The 23,221-nt window shown below is 69.5% G+C and carries 17 protein-coding genes; 1 reads left to right on the top strand and 16 read right to left on the bottom strand.

The genetic code is table 11. The features are described from left to right. From D7Y04_RS21155 to tssJ, 14 genes are all read right to left on the bottom strand, one after another. Entirely contained in the window at nt 1-1,602 is a 1,602-nt protein-coding gene (locus D7Y04_RS21155) for an FHA domain-containing protein (RefSeq protein WP_121760485.1), read from the bottom strand. Nucleotides 1,603-1,713: 111 nt separating this feature from the next. After that, the gene (tssH, locus tag D7Y04_RS21150) at nt 1,714-4,335 is read right to left on the bottom strand and encodes a type VI secretion system ATPase TssH (RefSeq protein ID WP_121760484.1); all 2,622 of its coding nucleotides are present in this window, start codon (nt 4,333-4,335) and stop codon (nt 1,714-1,716) included. Nucleotides 4,336-4,390: 55 nt separating this feature from the next. Further along, entirely contained in the window at nt 4,391-5,476 is a 1,086-nt protein-coding gene (tssG, locus tag D7Y04_RS21145) for a type VI secretion system baseplate subunit TssG (protein WP_171807896.1), read from the bottom strand. After that, nucleotides 5,440-7,182 carry a type VI secretion system baseplate subunit TssF gene (tssF, locus tag D7Y04_RS21140; RefSeq protein ID WP_121760483.1) on the bottom strand — a complete coding sequence of 581 codons (1,743 nt, stop codon included), beginning with the start codon at nt 7,180-7,182 and terminating at the stop codon, nt 5,440-5,442. Before tssF ends, tssG begins: the two co-directional genes overlap by 37 nt. Before the next feature lie 27 nt (nt 7,183-7,209). Then, nucleotides 7,210-7,656, bottom strand: a complete 447-nt coding sequence (tssE, locus tag D7Y04_RS21135) for a type VI secretion system baseplate subunit TssE (protein WP_233601519.1) — start codon at nt 7,654-7,656, stop codon at nt 7,210-7,212. Nucleotides 7,657-7,671: 15 nt separating this feature from the next. Further along, on the bottom strand, nt 7,672-8,163 hold the full coding sequence (gene tssD / locus D7Y04_RS21130; protein WP_120595948.1) for a type VI secretion system tube protein TssD: 492 nt from the start codon (nt 8,161-8,163) through the stop codon (nt 7,672-7,674). Nucleotides 8,164-8,308: 145 nt separating this feature from the next. After that, nucleotides 8,309-9,790 carry a type VI secretion system contractile sheath large subunit gene (gene tssC, locus D7Y04_RS21125; protein ID WP_120595947.1) on the bottom strand — a complete coding sequence of 494 codons (1,482 nt, stop codon included), beginning with the start codon at nt 9,788-9,790 and terminating at the stop codon, nt 8,309-8,311. Between the two features lie 40 nt (nt 9,791-9,830). Next, entirely contained in the window at nt 9,831-10,325 is a 495-nt protein-coding gene (gene tssB / locus D7Y04_RS21120) for a type VI secretion system contractile sheath small subunit (protein ID WP_120595946.1), read from the bottom strand. 63 nt (nt 10,326-10,388) lie between these two features. Continuing rightward, nucleotides 10,389-12,035, bottom strand: coding sequence for a type VI secretion system protein TssA (gene tssA / locus D7Y04_RS21115; protein WP_121760482.1), 1,647 nt, complete (start codon nt 12,033-12,035; stop codon nt 10,389-10,391). 38 nt (nt 12,036-12,073) lie between these two features. Continuing rightward, complete coding sequence (tagF, locus tag D7Y04_RS21110; protein ID WP_158627571.1) at nt 12,074-13,000, bottom strand: type VI secretion system-associated protein TagF; 927 nt, start codon at nt 12,998-13,000, stop codon at nt 12,074-12,076. Further along, nucleotides 13,000-16,668, bottom strand: coding sequence for a type VI secretion system membrane subunit TssM (tssM, locus tag D7Y04_RS21105; RefSeq protein WP_120595943.1), 3,669 nt, complete (start codon nt 16,666-16,668; stop codon nt 13,000-13,002). The genes tagF and tssM overlap by 1 nt, the downstream gene beginning before the upstream one ends. A gap of 11 nt (nt 16,669-16,679) precedes the next feature. Next, the gene (locus D7Y04_RS21100; protein ID WP_120595942.1) at nt 16,680-17,360 is read right to left on the bottom strand and encodes a DotU family type IV/VI secretion system protein; all 681 of its coding nucleotides are present in this window, start codon (nt 17,358-17,360) and stop codon (nt 16,680-16,682) included. A 130-nt stretch (nt 17,361-17,490) separates the two neighbouring features. Continuing rightward, entirely contained in the window at nt 17,491-18,861 is a 1,371-nt protein-coding gene (gene tssK, locus D7Y04_RS21095; protein ID WP_121760480.1) for a type VI secretion system baseplate subunit TssK, read from the bottom strand. Beyond that, the gene (tssJ, locus tag D7Y04_RS21090) at nt 18,858-19,391 is read right to left on the bottom strand and encodes a type VI secretion system lipoprotein TssJ (protein WP_158627570.1); all 534 of its coding nucleotides are present in this window, start codon (nt 19,389-19,391) and stop codon (nt 18,858-18,860) included. The genes tssK and tssJ overlap by 4 nt, the downstream gene beginning before the upstream one ends. A gap of 329 nt (nt 19,392-19,720) precedes the next feature. On the opposite strand from tssJ, the gene D7Y04_RS21085 reads away from it, so the two are divergent. Then, on the top strand, nt 19,721-20,842 hold the full coding sequence (locus D7Y04_RS21085; RefSeq protein ID WP_158627569.1) for a cysteine desulfurase family protein: 1,122 nt from the start codon (nt 19,721-19,723) through the stop codon (nt 20,840-20,842). On the opposite strand, the gene D7Y04_RS21080 is transcribed toward D7Y04_RS21085, so the two are convergent. Together D7Y04_RS21080 and D7Y04_RS21075 are read right to left on the bottom strand one after the other, a co-directional pair. Continuing rightward, complete coding sequence (locus D7Y04_RS21080) at nt 20,830-22,890, bottom strand: hypothetical protein (RefSeq protein WP_121760477.1); 2,061 nt, start codon at nt 22,888-22,890, stop codon at nt 20,830-20,832. The two genes, D7Y04_RS21085 and D7Y04_RS21080, sit on opposite strands and share 13 nt — an antisense overlap. A gap of 33 nt (nt 22,891-22,923) precedes the next feature. After that, nucleotides 22,924-23,217: an RHS repeat-associated core domain-containing protein gene (locus D7Y04_RS21075; protein WP_233601518.1), complete on the bottom strand. Its 294-nt coding sequence runs from the start codon at nt 23,215-23,217 to the stop codon at nt 22,924-22,926. Between the last annotated feature and the right edge of the window lie 4 nt (nt 23,218-23,221).

The following is a 23,221-nucleotide window of genomic DNA, read 5'->3' as shown; positions in this document are numbered from 1 at the left end:
TCATGACTCCCGAGACCGGCTCTTGGACACCGATGACACCTCTCCCTCGCCGCCCTTGTTCGCCGCGTCACCGACGATCGCAAGATAAGCCTTGGCGAACTCCGGTCCAAACAGCACCGAGGTCAGCTCGCGCTCCTCTTCAATCAGTGTCCTGACCCGCTCCTCGAGCTGACGCAGCTTCCGCGAGGCCTGGAAGGGCAACAGCCGCGCCAGGAACGAGCCGCCCCCCTCCTGTGCCCCCGGACTCAGCCCCTTGAGCAGGTCTCGCACGCCCTCTCGCATGCCGTTGATCAGCGCGATCTGGTGGATCATCACGTCAACGAAGCCGCCCATCAGCTGCGGCACCCGCTGGGCGCTGTCCGGTGCCTTCCAGTCCAGCAGGTAGCGCAGCACGTCGCGTGTGCTCCTGGCCTTGGTGAGCGGGGTCACGTCGTTGGCCAGCGTGACGGCCATCTCCTCGCCGAACTGATCATGCCCCTGCCGGAGCTCGACGAAGGCGCGGCCGAACGTCTCCAGCACCTCCGCCAGGCGATCCAGGAAGCGAGTGATGTCCGCCCCGGACTCGAGTCCCTTGTTGCCCGGCACGTAGGAGCGGACGAACTGCCCCAGCAGATCCCGCGCCATCGCGTCGAGCCTGTTCCCCGAGCCCTGGACGGGCGGCAGCGCGGCACCTCCGGAGCTCCCCCCCGCGGGCCGGGGGACGGAGACCCCCAGGGAGCGCGCGAACTCCTCGAACTGGGGCTCGTGAACCGCCCCGGACAGGCGCTGCTGGAGCTGGGCGATGAGCTGCGCCCGGTCCGCCTCTGGCAACGCCGCGCCCTGGCGGACCATCGACGTGTGCAGCGCCTCCCAGGCGCTCCGGTAGGCGTTGTACAGGGGCACGAGCTGCTGGATGGAGCCCTGAAGCCCCCCGGTCCCGGGAGCGACCACCCGCACGCTGTCCGTCAGGGTGCGGTGGCGCCGCGGGGCACTGGCCGGAGGGGGCTTCTCCGGCGCTTCCCCCTCCGGCGGGACCAGGGAGATGATCGTCCGCTGCCCCGCGTCCCGCTCCTCCAGATCCTCGTCCGAGAGCGCCGGCACGAGCTGGGTGCGGGGGCTCTCCTCCCCCTTCTGACGGGACCGCTCCAAGGTCTCGGGGTCGAGGGCGGGCAGATGCGAGGTAGGCACGACCTGCACGCGGCCCTGGATTGGCGTCGGCTTGAAGGTCGAGGGCGTCCCGTCATCGGGCCCCATGAGGGTCGCCAGCGCGCGGAACTGCGTCATGCGGGACTGCCCGTCCCCCGCCGCTCCCGCCTCGCGCGACAGGCGCATCTCGATGGTGCCGATGGAGACCCGCATCCCCTCGACCACCTTCACCGGGACGTTCTTGGCGATCCGGCGGCCGTCGATGTCCACCCCGTTCGTCGAGCCCAGGTCCACCACGTAGGTGGCCTTCTGCTCGAACCGGACCAGCGCATGGAACAGCGAGACGAACGACATGGGGAGGGGGAGGTCGTTGAGCTGATTGCGGCCGATACGGACCGGCGAGTGCGTGAAGACGTACTGCCTTTCCTTCGACGCCTGCGCATCCAGGCCCTTGATGCGGATCACGAGGGGCAACACGACAATCTCCTATCCCGAAGCCGTGGGGGAGGCATCCACGCGGGGTGCCTCCCGGGGTCTCGTCCTGCCGTCGGAGGAACCATCCCTCGCTCCGGCCCGAAGCACCACTGGCTACGTATCGGAGAAGACGATGTCCCACTCGCCGCTGGGACGCAGCCCGACGCGCAGGTGGCCCGGCACCCCGCCCGCGGCGAGGCGCTCCAACAGCTCGCGCGACAGCTGCGGCATCAGCGACGCGCGCAACAGGTGATCGACGTTGCGGGCCCCCGAGTCATTGTCCAGGCACCGCCGGGCGAACTCCTCGGTGACCTCCGGGGCGAACTCCGTCCGGACCCGGTGCGCCGCGTGGAGCCGCTCCGCGAGCGAGGCCAGCTTCATCGCCGCGATGTCCTTGAGCACGTCGCGAGCGATGGGGACGTACGGCACCACCGTCATGCGCGCCAGCAGCGCCGGCTTGAAGTGCCTGCTGAGGATGGGGCGGATCGCCTCGGCCACCGTCTCCGCGCCAGGCGCCTCCGGCCCCGCGTGCAGATGCATCAACGCGTCCGTGGCCAGGTTGCTGGTGAGGATGACGACGGTGTTGCGGAAGTCGATGAGGCGCCCCTCCCCGTCCGACAACATGCCCTTGTCGAACACCTGGTAGAAGAGGTTCATCACCTCCAGGTCCGCCTTCTCGCACTCGTCCAGCAGGACGACCGAATAGGGCCGCTGCCGCACGGCCTCCGTCAGCACGCCGCCCTCGCCGTAGCCCACGTAGCCCGGCGGCGAGCCGATGAGGCGCGAGACGGTGTGCTTCTCCTGGAACTCCGACATGTTGATCGTCGTGAGGAAGCGCTCCCCACCGTAGAGCGTGTCCGCGAGCGCCAGCGCCGTCTCCGTCTTGCCCACGCCGCTGGGGCCCACGAAGAGCAGCACCCCGATGGGGGTGTTCGGGTTGCGGATTCCCGCGTGGGACATGCGGAGGGTCTCCGCCACCGCGCGCAGCGCGGCGCCCTGCCCGCGAACCCGGGAGCGCAGCGTCTCCTCCAGCGAGAGCACCGCGCCCACGGAGCTGCCTCGCAGCTTGCCCACCGGCACGCCCGTCCACCCCGCCACCACGCGCGCCACCACGTCCGCGTCCACGTCCACGTGCACCAGCGGCGACTCCCCCTGGAGGGCCGACAGCCGGGCACGCGCCTCGGCCACCTCGGCCTTCAGCTTCGCGACGTCCGCGCCCTCCCCCGCGGCCTCCAGCTCCGCCTGGGCCTTGCGCACGGCCTCCACCAGGGCCCGTTCCTGCTCCCAGCGCACGCGCAGGGTGGCGACCGTGTCACGGGTGGCCGCCAGCCGCTCCTCCAGCGACGGGCCCTCCTCCTCCTCCCGCACGACGTGACCCGCGGCCAGCTCACGCGCCCTCACGCCCTGCTCCCGCTCCAGGGCCGCGAGGCGCGACTCCACCTCCACCAGTTCGTCCGGCCGGGCACTCTGTTCTATCTTCACCCGGGCCGCCGCCGTGTCGAGCAGGTCCACCGCCTTGTCCGGGAGCTGCCGCCCGGAGATGTAGCGGTGCGACAGCTCCACCGCCGCCACCACGGCCTCGTCGCGGATGGTGATGCCGTGCGACTGCGCGTAGGCGGGGCACAGGCCGCGCAGCATCAGCACGGCGTCCGCCTCGGACGGCTCCTCCACCTTGACGGGCTGGAAGCGCCGCTCCAGCGCCGCGTCCTTCTCGAAGTACTTCTTGTACTCGGCCCAGGTGGTGGCGGCGATGGTGCGCAGCTCGCCGCGCGCCAGCTCCGGCTTGAGCAGGTTGGCCGCGTCACCGCCGCCCTGCGCCCCCCCCGCACCGATGAGCGTGTGCGCCTCGTCGATGAAGAGGACGATGGGCCTGGGTGAGCCCTTCACCTCGGAGATGACCGCCTTGAGCCGGTTCTCGAACTCGCCGCGCACACCCGCGCCCGCCTGGAGCGCCCCCAGGTCCAGTCCGAGCACCTCCAGGTTGCGCATGGACTCCGGCACGTCACCCGCGACGATTGCTCGCGCCAGCCCCTCCACGAGCGCCGTCTTGCCCACCCCCGGCTCGCCCACGATGATGGGGTTGTTCTTCCGGCGCCGGGCCAACACGTCGATGGCCTGGCGGATCTCCCGGTCGCGCCCGAATATCGGATCGATCTTCCCGGCCCGGGCCTTCTCCGTGAACGAGGTGGTGAACCGGGTGAGTGCCTCCTCGCCACGGCCTCCCCCCGCCGCCGGCGCCGCCGAGGCCGAGGCGCTCACCTCCGCCGCCTCCTTCGAGCGCCCCACCACCTCCTCGAAGGCCTTCTTGAGCGCCTCCACCGGGATGGCATCCAGCTCCGGGTAGGACTCGGCGGAGTAGCGGGCGGAGCGGGCGATCCACTGCCCCATCAGCGCGCCGGAGCGCAGCCGGGTCGCCCCCTGCTCCAGCGACGCCATCAGCCATGCATCCTCGAACCACTGAAAGAGGCTCTCGGAGAAGACCGGACGCCCGGCGTTGCCGGTGCGCAGCGCCCGCAGCGAGTCCTCGACGGCCGCGAGCACACGGGCACGCTCCACCTGGAACTGCCTCAGGATGAGGGAAGCCTCGCAGTCGTCGTCCTCCAGCAACTGCCGCAGCAGGTGCTCCGGGATGATCTCGTAGCAACGGCTGCTGTTCGCCCGCGCCACGGCGGCCTCCAGCATCCGGGTGGCAGTGGGCGTCAGACGCCTGACGAGGGTCTTGGGTTCAACGCGCATGCGTGCGCTCCTGGACTTCGCGAGGAAGAAGCTGAGAACACCGAGGGGCCAGGTGTCATGACCGCGCGGACGACTCGGCCCGCTTCATGGCGGCCGGAAGCGGCACGGTGCGCGTCCGCAGGCGGGTGTCGCACCGCCGCTGCCCCAGATAGCTGTCCTGCCCGAGCCGCGTGGGAGACTCGCGCGACAGCCGGAACGGCGGCAGCGCCCGCTCGCGCACGCCCAGCACCAACGCGCAGTCGAGCGGATCGCGCACGAAGAGGTCCACCACCTCGCGGACCACGGGTGAGAGGTCCCCCTCCGGCAGCAGGCGGCGATAGACGTCCCCGTCCAGGGGCGAGATGACGATGTCGAAGCGCCCCGAGCGATCGAACAACCGGGCCCCCAGGAGCATGGAGCGGCCCAGGTGGGTGTTGGCCCGGCCCAGTCGCATGCGATTGTCGGCCTCCAGATCCACCCAGCGTCCCGCGAACTGCTGGAGCGTCACGGTGGCCTCCCCCAGCACCGGGGAGAGCACGTCCGTCAAGGCAAGCTCCAGGGACCGGCCCGTCCGCGCGCGTGAGGCCAGCAACGGCACGAGCCGGAGCAACTGCTCCGGGGCCAGCAGCCCCGAGTAGGGGCGCTCGTAGACGTCCACGCCCGCCAGCGCGAGCACCCGCTGGGACCAGGCATCGCTCGCCCCGCGGGACGTCTCCGCCTCCAGCGAGTAGCGCGCCAGCGCCCGGTAGAGCAGCGAGAGCAGCCGGTGGTGGAAGAGGTCGAGGAACGCGCGCCGGCTCAAGGCATCCGGGTCCTCCTGCGCGATCTCCTCCACGATGTAGTCCGGCAGGGGCGAGACGGCACCGGTGAGTCCGAGGAACGTGGTGACCACCTCGACGACATGCGCGGGCCCACCGTGCTCGCCCGCCTGGGAGTGGATGCGCAGCTGGCTCACGTCGCCCGCGCTGAAGGCAAGCGACGCATCGTGCCGGAAGCGGATGGCCTCCTCCGAGGCCGGCCCCGGTCCGCCCACGGGCACCGCCGCTGACGTCAGCCGCTCGAGGAACGCCACCAGCGGCTGGAACGCCAATTGCCCGGGGCGGGCGCTCAGCGCCTCGAGCGCCTTCAGCAGATCATCTGTCGGCCGTTGCGCGGAGACCACCGGTACTCCAGTTGAGAGGGTTGAAGGCGCAACACGAACTCGCTGAACGAGTTGAGGCTCACCTGAGAGGCGAACATCTCGTCCAGGATGCACCCGAACAGGAACGCGTCTCCCGGGCCGGTGAAGCCGGCCTCGTCCAGCTCCGCCGTCACCTGCACGCCCCGCACGGGAGCCCCCCGCAGAAAGCGGGTGACGGGCTGCCCCTTGATTTCACGCAGCGAGCCGACCCGCAGCTCGTTGGCGCGAGCCGTGGGCTGGTCCGCCGTCGCCTGGAAGTTGTAGAGCGACAGCACGGCCTGGAGGGCGCCGGGCTCCAACAGCGAGCGCTGGTTGAGGCTCAGGTGCGACAAGAGCCGCCAGTGCAGCTCGGAGCCCACCGGCGGCCGCACGGGCCGCGTCACCGCGACGATGTTGCGAAAGCGCGCGGTGGTGGGCGACGAGGCGGTGGGCGCGCTCAAGTCCCCCACCTGGAGGCGCGCCGGCAGCGAGCGGTTCGTGCAGGTGAGGTCGATGGAGAGCGTCTCGTCCGCCAGCGAGGGCGTGGCGTCGCGCGGGCTGCCCAGCGACAAGAAGACGTCCAGGGCATCGTCGAGCGGCGACAGCGCCCGGCGCAGCCGGTAGAAGCGCGGGGAGTCCCCGGTGGCGTGCGCGAAGTCGAAGAAGGGTCGGTACTGCTGCCGCTCGGTCCGGCCAGACTGGAGCCCGGTGACGCCATCCACCGAGTACACCTCCATGTGGGCCGGATCGACAGAGGAGGCGCGCACCAGGTGCTCGTGCCCCAGCGCCCCGGTGCGGACGGGGTCCGCGGAGGCGCTGAAGAGGTTGACCACCGGCGCGCAGTGCAGCCGGAAGACGTCCTTGGGCAGGCGGCCGGGAAGCGCGGGCGGCCGCTCGAACTCGAAGAGCAGCTCCAGCCGCTGGCCGGTGAGCCCGGCGGCCGCCTGGAGCCCCCGCACGTCGATGAAGAGGAACTTCTGCGGCAGGGTGAAGTACTCCTGAAGCAGCCGGTAGCCCTCTGGAGCCATGGCGGGCCACGGCAGCAGCACGTTGTCCGGCTCGAAGCCCGTGGCGCGGATGCAGTCCGGAGGCAGCCGCACGGGCGCGCCCCCCGCGGGGTTGCGCAGCACCACGCCCTTGCAATGGCGCATCAGCCAGAGCAGCAGCACGGACGCCACCGGCAGCTCCGCCTGAAGGAACAGCGAGAGGCCCTCCTCCTGGAAGATCTCCGACCTCCCCTGCTCCGCCACCTGGAGCTGCACGCGCAGCACCGGAGAGGCCGGCGAGGACTGATCGAGCGTCGTCTCGGAGAGCGTGAGCGGCAACAGGTCCACCGCGCGCGTCGTGCGGAACGTGCAGGCCGTGCCGTCCACGGGCCGGGCGCCCACCTCCGCGCCGGCGGGAATCCGCGAGCGGCCACGCAGCAGGCGCGCGTGCGGGGTGAACTCCACCACCGAGCAGGCCGGAATCACCCGGAGGTAGTGCGGCAACAGGAGGTCGGTCAGCCCGTGGACCACCTCCGGCACGGCGTCGTCGATGCGCTCCCGGACCCGCGCGGTCAGGAACGCGAAGCCCTCCAGCAACCGCTCCACGTCGGGATCGCCGCCGCGCTCCACGAGAAGCCCGGCGAGCGCGGGGTTGACGGTGCCGAACGCACGGCCCATCTCCCGCAGGTACGTCAGCTCACTCTGGTAGTACTTGCTGAACACCGCTGCTCCCCCGCCATGCCGGCACGCTTACCAGACCTCGACCTTGCCACCCGGAGACATCTGGGTCCGGAAGCGAAGCATTCCCCGCGCGCCCCGGTCCGCAGGCTGAGCAGTGATCTCAAAGCGTAGCACCAAGGGGTCCGCGTCTGGGACATGGCGCACGCTGACGTTGCGGACACGCGGCTCGAACTCGAGCACCGTCGCGCGGATGGCGGACTGCAGCGTTTGAATCGCCATGGGAAAGGTGTGCACCAGCTCCGTGAAGTCCACGATGCCAAAGCCGGGGACCGTGGCCGCCCCACCCTTGCGCGTGTTGAGCAGGACGCGCAGGTGCTCGACGATGGACTCAGACACGTCCAGGGCGCGGTCGGCCGAGCCCATCCCCGCCTCGATTCGCGACAACAGACCGCGTCCAGCCACCGTCGTTCCCTCCTCGGCCTCGCGGCCCGCGCTCCCCCACGCGTGGGGGAGCACGGGCCCTGGAATCCACTACCGCTGAGCGCTCCAGGAGTCCTCGTGCGTGACACCCCCGTTGGTGAACGTCCAACCGATGGTGTGGAACACAAACGTCACCTCCTCGAGCGGAGGGTTGGTGGACGTCGCCGGGACGATGGTGTCCATCACCATCTGCTTGATGCTGGCGACGCGGCCCTGGCTGAAGTGCACCGTGTAGAACTGCTCGGTGGTGCCGTCGCCCGTCGGGTTTGGACGGAAGAACTTGAAGCTGGCCTCGATGGCCTGGTTCTCCGTCAGCGCCTTCATCAGCAGAGGAGAGGACTTGTCGATGCGCTTGCGGATGAGCAACGGCTGGTACTGCCGCCGGCCCGTCGCGATGCCCGAGCCGGCCTCGCGCGCGGTGATGACGCTCTGCTCATAATAGACGCACTCGATCGATTCCTCGCGTCCGAGGCTCGTCTGCGTGCTCTCCCCCTTGATGTCCGCACCGTTTGCCTTGAGGTACAGATGTACTGTCTCGGCCATGTGGCTCTCCCCTGATTGATGTGAAGTGTGACTCCTGTGAAGTGAAACGGAGCCCCGCTTCAGGGCTCCTCACTGCGTGACGACCGCCGCCTCCAACGAGCACCGCGGCCGCTGAGGACCCGAAGCGGGTCTCACGTTTCCCCGCTCACTCCTTGTCCAGCTTGCCGACGAGCGAGAGGGTGAAAGAGGCGCCCATGTACTTGAAGTGCGGGCGCACCTGCAGGTTGCACCGGTACCAGCCCGGCTGGCCCTCCACGTCCTCCACCTTGATGCGGGCGGTGCGGAGCGGACGCTTGGAGCGCACGGAGGGCGCCGGGTCGTCCATGTCGGCCACGTACTGGTTGATCCACTGGTTGAGCTCGCGCTCCAGGTCCGAGCGCTCCTTCCAGCTGCCGATCTGCTCGCGCTGGAGCACCTTCACGTAGTGCGCCAGGCGAGACATGATGAACATGTACGGCAGCTGGGTCCCCAGCCGATAGTTCGTCTCGGCCGCCTTGCCCTCCGGGCTGTTGCCGAAGAACTTGGGCTTCTGCACCGAGTTGGCCGAGAAGAAGGCCGCGTTGTCCGTGTCCTTGCGGAACACCAGGCCGATGAAGCCCTCCTCGGACAGCTCGAACTCGCGCCGCTCGGTGAGGAGCACCTCGGTGGGGATCTTCGTCTGGATCTCCCCCATGGCCTCGTACTGGTGCAAGAGCAGGCTGTCCACCGCGCCACCCGCCTGGGGCCCGATGATGTTGGGGCACCAGCGGAACTTCGCGAAGGAGTCCGTCACGCGGGTGGCGAACGCCGTGGACGCATAGCCCCACAGGTAGCGTTCGTGCTGCCCGATGACGTCCTCGGAGAAATTGAAGGACTTCACCGGAACCGTCTTCTCGCTGTACGGCAGCCGCAGCAGGAAGCGGGGCATGCACAGGCCCACGTAGCGCGCGTCCTCGCTCTCCCGGAACGCGTGCCAGCGCGCGTACTGCGGCCCCTCGAAGAGGGACTTCAGATCCTTGAGGGCCGGCAGCCCGAGGAAGGACGTCTGACCGAAGAACTCCGGCGAGGTGTTGGCCACGAACGGCGTGTGCGACATGGCCGCCACCGAGGCGATCTTGCTCAAGAGCGACAGATCCTCCGGACCGGGCCCGAAGTCGAAGTTGCCCACCACGAGGCCGTAGGGCTTGCCGCCGAAGACGCCGTACTCGTTGGAGTACACGGTCCGGTAGAGCCCGGACTTCGCCACCTCGGGCGCGTCCTCGAAGTCCGTGAGCAGATCCTGCTTGGAGGCGTTGAGCACCTCCACGCGGATGTTCTCCCGGAAGTCCGTGCGCTCGATCATGAACTTGAGCGAGCGCCAGGAGGACTCCAGGGACTGGAGCTGCGGGTGGTGGAGGATCTCGTTGACCTGCGCGCTCAGGCGCGTGTCCACCTCGGCGATCATCGCGTCCACCAGCGACTTGTCCACGCGCTCGGCTGAACGGCCCGGGGCCAGCATCTCCGAGATGAAGGCTTGCACACCCCGGCGGGCGACGTCGTAGCCGTCATCGCTCGGCTTCATCTTGGTTTCGGAGAGAATCTCATCCAGCAGCGACAGGGAGGCGTCGGCCGTTGCCGTCGTGGCCTGCGCCTTGGCTTCAGTGCTCATCTGTGTCACGCCTTTTCTGAGTGCGTTTGCGTGTCCCGGCCTACTCGGACTTCGTCCCCAGCCCCAACTCCGCCATCAATCTCTGGCGCCCCTCGGAGTCCCCGAGCAACGTCTGGATTTTCTTGCGGAAGGCCGGCACGTTGCCCAAGGGACCCTTCAGCGCGTTGAGCGCCGCGCGCAGCTCCAGCAACTGCTTGAGCTCGGGCACCTGGTTGACGATGCCCTCGGGGGTGAAGTCCGCGAGCGTCTGGAACTTCAGAGACACGGACATGGACGCATCCGCCTCATTGGAGAGCCGGTCCGGAACGCTCGCGTCCAGCGACAGCCCTTGCTTGGCCATCACCTCGTTGAAATTGCCCTTGTCGATGTTGATCGGCGCCCGCTCCTCCACGGGACGCTCATCCTGGCGACCGGTGTAGTCTCCCACCATGAGGATCTTGAGAGGCAGCTCGACTTCCGACTGCGCATTCCCGGTCTCGGACTTATAGACGATGTTGACGCGCTCCTTCGGCGCAACAGAACCTTCCTTGCTCACCTGGCGACCTCCTGGCTGGGGATGGAATTCCGCCCGTGCACAATCACTGTAAGAGCCCCCCTCTTACAGAGACACCTTCAGCGCAGCACCGGGATCAAGCAAACAGAGACGATGATAGCGTGCGGTGAAGTCAGACACTAGAGCCTCGGGTGACTTTGGAGGAGGCCGCGAAACCGCGAACCACCCCTCCAAACACTCCGCCGCGAGCGCGGGATCCCACTCATCGAGCCCGCGCTCCTTCGACTCGCGATCCAAAGCCTCATAGAGAGCGCGCGCCACGTTGGGCTGACCGGCCGCGGCGCACAGCTTCGCGAGCGCCAGTCGGGCCTTGAACCGCTCGCGGCCCGTGCCCGCGGCGCCCACCCGCTCCTGGAGGAGGCCCATGGCCCCCGCGGCATTGCCGCCCGACAACAGCTTGCGCGCCTCCGCGAGCACCTCGGCCCCGTCGCCTCCCGTCACATCCTTGTTGCTCGATGGGGTGGCGACGGACACGGCCTGGGCTGGCGGCGCGAGCTCCGAGTCGAGCCACGCCCGTGTCTCCGTGCCGGCGACGGGCGTGCCATCACCAAAGAGGAGACCTGGGACGGTGGGCATCCGCGTCAGCCAGGACCCCAGCTCCGCCACCAGCGCCTGTCGCGCCGGGCGGAACCCCAGCTCCGCCAGGGCCCGTGCGCTGAGCCAGTGCAGATCGAGGCAGAAGCGGTGCTGGATGAGCGCCGACTCGGACTCCTCCAGCAGGTCCGCCCACCGCGCGTTCGCCGCCATCCGCTCCAGGTTCGCGCGAAGGTTGGCCGGCGGCGCGGGGAGGGTCGTCTTGCCGCTGACATCCGCTGGCGGCGGCTGGGACAGGTGGAGGTAGAGCCCCACCCGGAGGAGCCGGTACGGGAGCACCTCGGCGGGCGAGGCCCTTCGAACGAGGCCCGCCGCGCTCGCCAGCGCCGAGCCCGTCTGCCGCAGGAAGTCCACCGCGCCGTCCGCGCTCGCCAGCGAGCCCACCGCGAGCATGGGCGCGGGCGCCGCCGCGACGGCGGGCGCCACGGGAGGAACCAGCGGCGCGAGGGCCGCGGGTGGAGGCACGTTGGTCGCCAGGACGGGCTTCGGCGCCACCTGCGCGGCGGGCTTGGGTGGCGGTGGCGGAGCCGCCGCGGGCAACGAGGCCTGGAGCCGCTGGACGCTCTCCAGCAGGGGACGAATCGCGGGCCCCTGGGTGTCGAACTTCTGTCGCGACACCTCCGCGAGGCGCCGGGTGGCGACGTCGAGCGCCTCGACGCGCTCGCGATCGCTCGCGGACACCTCCAGCGACGGCAGCAGGCTGGAGCAGCGCTCCACGAGCCAGCCCACCACGTTGGCGCGGCCGCGGATGCGCGCCAGCTCGGGGAAGAGCGCGGGCCAGTAGCGCTCCATGATTTCCGAGACCACCACCAGGCCCGTGGCGAGCCCCTCCAGGCCCTGGGTCTGGTACAGGCCATAGGCCATGTAGGTGGCGATGCGGAGGTCCTTCGTCGTGGATTGAAGAAGCTGGCCACTGGAACCCAGCACCAGGCTCCAGTCGATGGCCCCTCCGGTGACGGACTCGAGCTTGGCCATCTCGGCGAGCACCGCCGCATAGGTCGGGTCGGCCTTGGCCGCCTTGCCCGCCGGCGTCTGCCCCGGCACCGGCTCGATCCACTCCTTCGCCCGCTCCTTCAACTGCTCAATCGTGACCGCCATGTCCCCCCTCCTTTCGCGGGCCGCTCAACAGGCCCCGCTCATGTGCCAAACGCCGCGAACAGCGCTTCCACCGTGGTGCCAGGAGCCTCGAGCGCCTGCCGCTGTCCCGGCGTGAGTGCCGTCCGCGCGCTCTCGATGGCGGAGGCCTGCTTCGTCCGCAGCGGCCACACCTTCATGCTGGAGTGCTCGGGCTTCGCCAGGTGCATGAGCAGCGCCACGCCTGGAGTTCCAATGGACAACAGCAGGCGCGGGCTCGGGCCGAGGTGCCAGAACATCGCGGGCGGCATCGAGCGCCAACGCAGTTGCCGCTTCGCCAGCTCCGCCCAGGTGAAGGGCCCCTGGTCCTCCGGGAAGGGGCACTCCAAGGTCACCCCGGGCTTGGAGGGCTCCTTGCCCTGCTCGGCCCGACACGCCTTCACGAAGGTGTTGAACGCGTAGTACGGCACGCCCGCCGGCGCCCCGTCCGCCTGGAACTGCTCGACGAGCGGCGAGACGGAGCAGCCCAACACGCGGCGCCGATGTGCCTCCGCCCCGACGGAATCCCCCGCCGACACGGCCGCGAGCGCCGCCACTCTCGACTCCAGCTCGCTCGCGGAGAGCGTCGCGGCGTCCGCCAGCAACTGCCTCCCCGCCGTGAAGAATGCACGGAAGCTGTCGGGCAGCGAGGAGACGTGCTCCGCCGCGCCCGCTGCGTCGAGGGCCACATAGACGGCGAGCGGGAAGACGCGCCCCACCCGGTCGCTGCTCGTCGCCATCGTCCCGACGAGCACCTGGCGCCCGCCCGGCGCGGTGAAGACGAAGGACGTGGGCTCCGCGGGGAGCTGGGCGTTGGCGCGCCGCACCGCCTCGTGCGACTCCTCCAGCCAGCGGTGGAAGGCCGCGGACACCGGATCCGCGGCGTTCCAGCGGATGAAGTCCCCCTGACAAGGCGCCTTGCCCAGCAACGCGACCTGATGGCGCCCCATTAGCCCGAGCATCCCGCGCCCCCCTTTCCAATGACGCGCGGAGGCAGCACGCCTGGCATGCGGAACGGCTGCATCAGCCGGGCGTTACGGCCCACGGTGATGCCGAAGAACGGACTGGCGCTCCGGGTCGGCCGGAAATCAATCACCACCTCCGTGTCCATCGAGGGCACCTTCCAGGTCACCGAGAAGACGCGCGCGCCGGACTCCACGACGGGCGTGCCCTCCTCCAGCAGGCGGAACAGACCCCACTCGCCCTCCCGCTCGATGCTCTCCGTCTGGCCGCGGTTGTTGCGAACCTTGATGGAGGCCCCCACCGTCTTGCCCTGTTGCGGCCACTTCATGGAGTGCCACTCCTCGGGACCGTTGTTGTAGTCGACCGTCTGACCGTCCACCGTGAACCGGATGGAGGAGAGCTTGGGCGAGGGGCGGACGTGGAAGGAGAACTGCACGCCCGGTTCGGCGTCCCTCGGCGCGAACAGCGACTCGGAGATCTCGTGCGAGCGCGCCAGGAAGGCGAGCACCGTGCCGTAGTACATGCTGCCGCCCACGCGCCCCATCCGGTTGACGAACTTGAACCGGGTGCCCATCCGCTGGATGTCGTTCTTCAGGAAGCCGTTGTAGAAGCCCCACACCGTCCCCGACTCCGGGCGGAAGAAGTCGCCCACGTCGGCCACCGCCGCGTCATGCCCGTTGGGGTTGAAGGGGTAGCGCCCCGCCAGCGAGAGATTGAAGGTGTTGGTCACCTCGCTGCACCACTGCTCGCTCATCTTCCCCGCCACGTCCTTGGTGGAGTTCTCGGAGATCGCCTCGATGGGAGGCCACAGCAGCGCATCGACGCGCGGTCGCCACCCCACCTCCTGCGCCTCGATGAGCGAGCGAACCCGCACGCGTGCCGTCTGCACCCGGGTCATCAGCGGGCCGGCCTCGTCGGGATTCTCCTGGGCCGCGCGCAGCGCGTCGCGCAGGAATTGGAGCTGCTCCTGGTAGAGGTCCAACGGGATGGACTCCGGCGGCGGAGCTTCCGGGTCCTTGGAGCGCGCCGCCGCCGCGCCGAACTTGAGCAGCCCCGCGAAGGCCGCCTCCACGTCGCGCTCCGTGTACACGCGCGCGCCCTCGGGCGCCTCCTCTTCGTCCTTCCCGATCCTGTCGCCGACGAACTTCACGCCCTTCTCAAGGGTCTTCCCCTTGGAGCCCAGCTTCTTCTTCAAGCTGTCGAGCATGGTGGAGTCGTCGTCACCGCCCACCTCCGCGTCCGTGCTCAGCCTCACGTTGTAGGCCACTGAGCGGAACAGCCGTGCCAGCGGGGCCGGCTCGCCGCGCGTGAGATCCTCCAGCATGGCGAGCGCCTCCGTGCTGGACCCGGGCTGCTGCACCCTGAGGCCGTCGAGGAACACCTTCCATTCCTGGATGTACTGCTCGTAGTACTTCGAGCGCAGCTCCGTCTCCTGCCGGGCCAGTTCGAGGTCGTTGGTGGCGTTGGTGTCCTTGTCCAGCACCCAGATGTCCGCCCCCCTCAGCGGGTTCTCCAGCCGCTGGCGCACCACGGACTCCCAGCCCTTGCGGGTGAAGGCGCTGCGGATCCGTCCGTCCGACTTGATGTGCTGCGCGGTGCTGCCCAGGATGTTGGAGATCGTGAGATCGAGCCCCTCGCGCCCGACGTCCGAGATGATCTGCTCCAGCGCGAGCGTGGCGAACGGCAGCTGATCCAGCGCCGTGCGCACGTCGCGCACCACCTTGTCGTTGCGGGTGAAGGCCAGCGACGGGTCCTGGGCCAACAACTTCACGAACAGATCGACGTGGCTCGACAGCAGCGCCGTGCGCTGGGCGCTCTCAGTGAACCCGGGCTTGCGGCCCCAGCGCTCCGTGAGGCTCTTGACCAGCCAGGTCCGCTCTCCTTCCCCCAGCACCGGCTCGCGCGCGGTACGCGGTCCCGACAGGAGAAGGTGCAGCTTGAGTCGTTCGAAGTAGCGCGCGTATTCGCGGCCCGTCGGGGCCTCGTCCTGCCTCCGCTGGACCTCGACCCACGTCTTCATCTCCGTCAGGTCCGTGCCGAGCACCGGTTCGACGAGGACACGCCGCACGGTGGCGCCGTAGAACTCCCCCAGCGGGGTGATGAGGTCGCCGCCCCGGTACATACCGAAGCGCATGCCCGTCGGCGGACCCTCGGACTCCCACTGCATCAGCCTCTCGATCTGCTGCCGCATGGGCAGCATCGTGTCCACCATCCTGCTGGTGCCCGCGTTGCTGGCCTCCGTCATCTTCAGCGCCTGGGCCATCGCCCGCGTCGTCTGAATGAGCTCGCGGTTCTTCACGAAGGAGATGGCCGGGAACAGGAGGATGAGCAGCGCGATCGCGAAGCAGCCGCCCGCGTAGGCGTACTGCAAGCGCTTCTGGCGCAGGTCCTCCGCCGTACTGCGCATCGCCAGGTTCTGGTCCGGGAACACCACCTCCGCGAACATGTCCCGCAGGAAGTAGCTGCGCGCCTCCACCGCCGGCCGGCCACTCGCGGGTTGCAGCGAGCGCCGGATGCCGAAGGCGTCCGCCATCGCGTTCATCACGCGATCAATGGGGCTGCCCTCCTGCGTACCGCTCGTGAAGTACACCCCGCGCATGACCGGGGTGTCCGCGTAGACGTTCTCCGCGAAGAGCGCCTGCACGAACTCGGTGAGGTTGGAGCGCAGTCCCTCGAACTGCTGGGGGAAGCGGAAGATGCGCTCGCGCGTGTCCGGGTGCCGCTCCTCGCCCATGCGCACGATGGAGCGCTGCTCCACCACCTCCGCCAGCTCGTCGAAGCGCGCCGTGAAGGTCTCGCCCACGGCGTCGCGCGAATCCTCCGGGCGCAGCGTGAAGCCCCAGATCTGCCCGCGCTCGGCCTTCGCGAGATCCCCGAACACGTCCACGAAGCCCGCGAGCAGGTCGCACTTCGTGAACATGACGTAGACGGGGACGATCATCTTCAGCCGCTCCATCACCTCATCCACGCGCTCGCGGATGGTCTGCGCGAGCTGCACCGACTGCTCCTCGTCGATGCCGATGAAGTCGCCGACGCTCACCGCCACCACGAGGCCGTTGACGGGCTTGCGCGGGCGGTTGCGCTTGAGCATGTCGAGGAAGCCCAGCCACTCCTCCCGGTCGTCGTCCTCCGTGGTGTAGCGGCCGGCGGTATCGAGGATGACGCCTTCGTTGGTGAGCCACCACTCGCAGTTGCGCGTGCCGCCGACGCCCTTCACACCGCCCCCCCGCGAGGAGAGGTAGGGGAACTGGATGCCCGAGTTGCGCAGCGACGTGCTCTTCCCGGAGCCCGGGGGGCCGATGATCATGTACCAGGGCAGGACCGACAGCGCGTCCTTGCCCTGCCGCGAGCGCGCCAGCTTGGAGGACTTCAGCGACTGGAGCGCCTTGGAGAACTCGGCCTGCATGGCCTGGATCTCTTCCTGCTGATCCGGCCGGACGTTCTGGAGCTGGGCATCCGCCTGGGCGCCCAGCGCCCGCTCGATGTCACGCGCCGCCTTGGAGGCCTGGTGGCGCCGGAACAGGAGGGTGCCGACGATGCTCAACACGATCAGGACGGTGGGAACGACAGCGGCCCACAACGGCAGGCCGAGCACGAGGACGACGGCCCACAGGACGATCGCGAGGATCGCGGCCAACAGGGAGATCAGCAGCATCGCGGTTTCCTCTAGGGCTGCTGGGTTGAGGAGGCCGAGACCTCCTCGACGAAGGAAGAGACGCTGCTGGCCAGGCCAATGCGCAGGCCCGTGTACACCACCAGCGCGAACACCACCGCGGCGGCGGAGATGGCCACCAGCGGCAGCGTCCGCTTGGCGCTCACCGCGCTCTCCGGCGGCCGCTCCCCGTGCGGGGACAGCGTCTCCGTGTTGAACTTGTACGTCTTGGCCAGCTCGCGCTGCACCGACTCGGTGAGCTGCATCAGCTCCAGCTCGCCGCCGCGGACCCGGAAGCGCCCGCGGAATCCCAAGACAAGGCAGAGGTAGTAGACGCGGAGGATCTCCGTCCGGTGCGGATCCTCACGGGCCGTCTGCAACCGGGTGAAGAAGCCGTCGCCCGCGCGGTTCTCACGGAAGTAGTGGAACTGGAGGAGGTTGGCGAGCCAGTACTCCCGGAAGCTGTCGGAGCGCGCCAACGCCAGCTCATCCGCGAGCGCGACGATGGGGTAGGCGATCTCCTGCGCATCCTGCTGGCTGAAGCCCAGCTCGCCGGCGCGCTTGAGCATCCGGTCGAAGAAGGTTCGCAATTGCCGATGCACCAGCTCCGCCGAGGGCAGTGCGCTGTCCTCGAACTGCCGGATCTGCAGCAGGGCGCCGAAGCACTCCTGCGTAATGGAATTGATCCTGTCCATCCTGCCAATGCCTCCCAAGTTTCGTGACAGCAGGGAGCCACACCGCGTGCCGCAGCACCTCAGTGGTGGACAGGCCCCCCTCCCAATTCCGCTCAACGACAACGACGCAGACCGCGATGCTTCCTGAGGACTACCGCCCCGCCGCCCGGGGCACCGCGAGGAGTTCCAGCCTCGTCTTCGTCGGCTCGAAGGGCCGCGGCAGGTAGACGGCCACGTTCTGACTGGCCATCACGTTCTTCCAATACGGGTCGCCGCTCTCCAGCGCGAAGTACACCACGCCCGACTTCACCGGCACCTCCGGCGGAGGCCGGAAGGTGACCGCCACCGGCACGCCCGGAGCCGCGGCTTTGATGAGCTCGCGAATCTCCGCGAAGCTCGCGATCTTCGAGAGCATCGGGAGGCTCTTGGCCACGTCTGCTTCGGCCAGCTCGCTGCGGACGGCGAGGATGAACTGCGTGCAGCGATGGAAGCGCTCGTCCTCGATGCGCCCCAGGTGCATGCCGTCCTTGCGCGACTCGAGGGACACCGTGATGCACTGCTCGACGGCCACCACGTCCAGCAGCTTCTGAAGCACCTGGAAGAGGCCGTCGAAGGTGGCGCGCAGGTTGGTGTACTGGAACTTGGGCAGGTCGCCCGGGTCTGCCTCCGCCGAGAACGTGGAGAGCTGCCCCGCGGCCTGGCACAGCAGCAGGTACACCCGCTGCGGATCCAGGTCCGCCGCCTCCACCACATGCGCCACCTGGGGGATGAGACCGTTGAGCGCGCTGAGCTGCAGGTACTTCGTCACGTCCCCCGCCGTGAACTCGAGCGAAGTGGCGTCGCGGTGGCGGCGGCCCTCGGCCAGCTCCCGCTGCTTGCCGTGCATCGCCTTGAGGATCTGCCGCAGCCGTTCGAGGACATAGGGCGAGGCCGACACGCGCAGGCACGGTGGGATGTAGCTGTTGGCAAGCGCCACGGCGCCCGTCTTGTCGCGCACCAACTCCGCGATCTTGATGACGTTGTAATCCTCGCGCGACTCGGTGCCGAAGAGCAGCCGGAGGTTGCGCTGCGCGAAGGACACCTGCACCACGGCTTCGGACTCGGCCAGGTCCGGAACGGAGCGGATCACCGTCGAGAAGCGCGGGGATGTCGTGGACTCCTCCGGGGCGCCATAGCTGGCGATGCCCTCCCGCTCACGCGCCACGCCCAGGTACACATCCAATGAGCGCTTGTTGGCGCTGAAGTGCTCCTCGACGGGACGCGCCTGGGGCGCCTCGGGCTGCCCACGCTCGAAGGACAGGGGCAGGCCGTCCGGCAGGACGCCAAAGAAACGCAGTAATTGGAATTGACCCGCCGCGAGTTCCTTTTCGTCGACTTCCAGCTCCACCACGCCCCAGTCATATGGCGTCATCGCGCCCAATCGCGCCGCCAGCAGGCCCTCGTGGTAGAGGTCCGCCTGCTGAAGGTGCTGGGGATTCATGAACATCCCCTCGGACCAGACGACACGCTGGGGCGTCTTCATCTGCGCACCTCAGCCACGCGGCTCTCGATGCGGTAGTCTTCAATGAGGAAGCGCAGCGGGGCCCCCCGCGACGCCGTCTTGCTGGCCGGATCGCAGTCCTCGGGCATCACCCGTGGGATCCGCGCCACGGCCCGCCAGGCCTGCCCCGCCGGCCTCCGGAACACCCCCATCACGGCGATGTACTCGGCCTTGGCGCTCCGGCTCACCTCGCGCGTCATTCCCTGACCGGGCTCAAGGGTCAGCTCATCCGAGGCCAGCAAGTCCTCCTCCAGCACGTCCTTGGGACGCTGCCAGAGGTCCTGGAACTCCGCGGCGTCGAAGCGGCGTGCGTCCTTGAGCTGGATGACCTGGATGTTCGTTGGGAGTGAGCGCCCTTGCTCATCCGGGTTGAGGCGCTCGCTCGCATCCAGGCGGATGAGGAGCGCGGGCGGCTGCTCACAAAGTGCCGGCGCCGGCGCCGAGTGCGCACACGCACCGCAGATCAAACCGGAGAGCAGCCCCGCTCCCAGACGAAATCCAACCCGTCCCATCACCCCTGGGCCGACAGCCCCCCCGCTACTCAGCATGGCATCCTCTCAGATGTTGCCAGACACGAGCGACATGCCGAACCGTGCCACAGCAACGCCATCAGTTCAAGATAGGGCAGATGTGTGGCGCAATGCGTCCATGAGAGGACAAGCTGCCATACTTCTTCAAGAAATCCCTCTCCCAGCGGTCCATTGCAACGACTGGCGCCTCGCGCTCGCCAAGTGTCCGCGCCGAGATCTCCAATGCGCAGCGGGAGGAAGTCGATTGGAGGCTCCTCCCTGTGAGTCAGGCACCCGGTCTGGCTTCAGCTCGATTCAACTAGACTGTGGGCGTGACATACCTGGACCATGCCGCCTCCACTCCCATTGTGGAGGAGGCGCTGGAAGCGATGCTGCGCGCGGCGCGCGATGGCGGCGGGAACCCGGCCTCGGTGCACGGCGCGGGGCGAAAGGCCCGCGCGGCACTGGACGAGGCGCGCATCCAGGTCGCCGACTACCTGGGCTGCATGTACGCGGAGCTGCGCTGGGAGGCGAGCGGCACGGCGGCGCTGGGCCGGGCCTTGCGCGCGGCGCTATCGCTGTCTGACGGCCCCGTCGTCTCCAGCCGGCTGGAGCATCCGGCGGTGCGGACGTGGGTGGAGGAGGTGGAAGCCACGGGCCGCGAGGTGCGGTGGCTCCCACAGCCCGCGGGAGGGGTGACCGCCGACGAGGCCTCCCAGGCGCTGGAGGGCGCCGCGGTGGTGGCGCTGTCCGCGATGAACCACGAGCTGGGCACCGCGCCCGCGCTGGAGCCGCTGCTGGAGCGAGCGCCCGGTGCGTGGTGGGTGGTGGACGCGGTGCAGGCCGCGGCGTGGCGGGACGTGCGGCCCCTGCTGGGCCCTCGCGTCTTCCTCGCGTGCTCGGCGCAGAAGCTGGGCGGGCCCCCGGGCGTGGCCGCCCTCCGCGTCCCCCGTGAGCTGGCCTTCGTCCCCGCGGGCCGGCGTGAGGCCCCCTTCCCCGAGTCCCCGGGGACGCCACCGTGGCTTGCAGCCATCGGCATGGGCACCGCGTGCCGAGTGCGTGGGCCCGCCCTGCGCGAGGGGCTGCCCCGGGTGCGCGCGCTGGCCGAGCGGCTGCTGGGCGAGCTGCGAGAGGCCTGCCCGGACCTCGTCCACAACGCCGGGCCCGACTGGCTGGGGCCGATTCTCGACGTCTCCGTGCCGGGCGTGGAGGCGCGGCGGATGGAGTCCGCGCTGGACCTGCGGGGCCTGTGCGTGGCGCGCACCTCCGCGTGCCAACAGGCGCGCGTGGCGTCCTCACCGGTGGTGGCCGCCGCCTACCCTGACGAGCCCTGGCGCGCGGACACCGCCCTGCGCTTCAGCCTGGGGCTGGGCACCACGGATGCGGATGTGGACATGGCGGTGGAGGCCTGGCGCTCGGCGCTCGCGGAGCTGCGCCCCACCTACCAGCGCTGAACGGAGAAGGTGGACCCATGCCGCTGCTTGAGCTGCTGGAGGACGCGCTTCTGCCCTTCACGGACCTCGGTGACGAGCAGCGAGCGAAGGGGGTTGGCCCGCTCGGCCACCACCAGCAGCGGTAGCTCCTCGATGTGGCCCGCGCGCACCTGCGCCCAGTCCCCCTCGGACGTCACGGGCAGCACCTGCCCTCCGACCAGGGACGCCCACTGCTCCTGCGAGAGGCCCTCGATGCCCACCAACTCCCCATGGAAGTGGGGGCTCGTAAAGGCCAGGCTGTCGCCGGCGGGACGCATGCTCAGGCCTCGGACCAGCTCGCCAAAGCTGTCGAAGCTGAGGTAGCTCGGCGGAAAGGCGAGACTGCGGCTGCACAGCGGCAGCGGGTCGAGCTGGTACAGCCCCTCGGCGAGCTGCCAGAGCGTCGGAGCAATGTGGGGAGCCGGCTGGGGGCTCGCCCCCGCCAGGGCGAGCCTCACCTTCCACTCCTTGCGGGCGAACGCGGCCTGGAGCAGCTTGTACGTCACATACTGCACGTAGCTGGGATGGATGAGCTCGAGCTCGCGCGAGTCGCTGGAGCGCCGGACCACGGGCGGGTCTTCCGCGCCCTGGCTCTCGTCCGTCACCTTCAGGCCGAACTGCGCCGTGGCCGAGTCCATGACGCGGCGGAAGACGCGTGGCAGCAGCGACGAGGCCCCGGGGAGGACTCCCTCCTCGCCGCGCCATGTGTCCTGGACGCTCGCATCCGCGAGCCACTCGTCGAGCCTCTTGAGCGCCGCCTTGCGCGAGGAGGCCTCATCCGGGTTGTCGAGGAACACTCCGAGCTGCTTGCTGAAGCCCACCTCCTCCCAGAGCAGCCGCACGGCGGCCGGCGCGTCCGCGCCGAGCTTCACGGCACGGCGCGTCCGCGCATACTCCGGTATCCGCCGCTCCAACAGCGCCCTCAGCCATGACACCTCCCGCCGCAGGGACTCGCGCGCCTCATCGCTCATGGTGACCGCCTTCTCCTGGAGAGGCACGCTCCGGGGGGGTCCCGAGTGTGGCTCGCCTCGTGTCTGTTCCAAGTGGCCCGCGAGGAGGCGCGCCCGGGCTCCGGCCGCGACATGCACCACGGCCCGCCCCTCCTCCCGCCAGCGGGCGGGCTGCTCCAGCCAGAAGGGCTCGCCCCGCCAGGTGCCGAGCTGGACGCGCCTCGCGTCCACCCCTTCTCCGAGGAGGAGGGAGCGGCGCACGAGCCTGCCGGGGGTGCGCTCCCACTCCTCCCACCGTATCCCCACCTGCTCGCCACTCGGAGGGAGCGCGTCCAGCACCTCCGCCCCGCTCAGGGACGCGACGGCCTCGATGACCGCCGCGAACGAAGGCGAGGACAATGCCGTCCAGTGGCCCCTCGGGCGCAGCTCCGCATCGAAGGGCCGGGCGTGGTGGGTCGTGGCCCAGGCCTCGACATGGTGGACCACCTCGGGAGCAAGCCGGGGAAAGGGACGGCGCCCCTCCAGCGGCTCACGGAGGCAGAGCCGCGCCCGGTACCAGGAGCGCTCCAGCACCCTGTCGAGCAGTGCGGAGGCGATGAAGCGCGAATAGCTCCGCCCCGTCCGCGGCGGGACGTCCTCCGCGAAGCGCAGCTCGGAGGTGCCGGGCCCGCCACGAAGGAGGAAGACGCAGACCTCGGGATCGGCCTCTTCGCCTGTTTCATCCGTCACCCAGGCCCAGAAGTCCTCCACCGGGCTCTCCAGCTGGACGAGGCGGAAGCGGCGCGGCAGCTTCTCGAGCTCCGCCTCGTTCAGCACCCGCCGCGGCCCCAGCCACCGCTCGAGCGCGCGCCAGAGACGCTCACGGCTCTCGCTCCGAGAGAGAGAGGGGGCGCTCAGCCCCGTATGCGCGCTGAAGCGAAGCACCTCCCAGACGGCCCGCACGCCCGGGGGCGCATCTGCGGACACACGGGCGCGGCGTCCGTGGCGGAAAGCGGGGTCTGCATCCAAGAGCCAGCGCGACAGCGCCGCCAGCTCCTCGCGCAGCCCCAGTGCGTCAGCGGAAAGTGTGCCTGTCGCCACGGTGGGCCTTCTGATTCCTCTCCCAGAGCCCACTCAACACGGGCTGTACGTGGTGACCCGGTTCTCCACCCGCCCGAGTGGATCCGACATCCCGTAGGGATCCGGCACGTACCGGTAGTCGTTGAATCCAGCCAGGATGTCCAACGGATCCGGGCTGATGTAACGGCCGAGGTCCGGATCGTAATAGCGGAACAGGTTGTAATGGAGCCCGCTCTCCGCGTTGTACCACTGGCCTGGGAAGCGAGCGGCGAAGGCGGAGTCCTGCTCGGGCGCCTCCCCCCACGGGGCGAAGCGGCTCACCCACTCCAGCGCTCCGTCGGCGGACACCGCC

The sequence above is a fragment of the Corallococcus sp. AB038B genome (assembly GCF_003668955.1).
Taxonomy (GTDB): domain Bacteria; phylum Myxococcota; class Myxococcia; order Myxococcales; family Myxococcaceae; genus Corallococcus; species Corallococcus exiguus.
The sequence above is the reverse complement of the archived record's forward strand: the minus strand, read 5'-3'. Positions and strand labels throughout refer to the sequence as shown.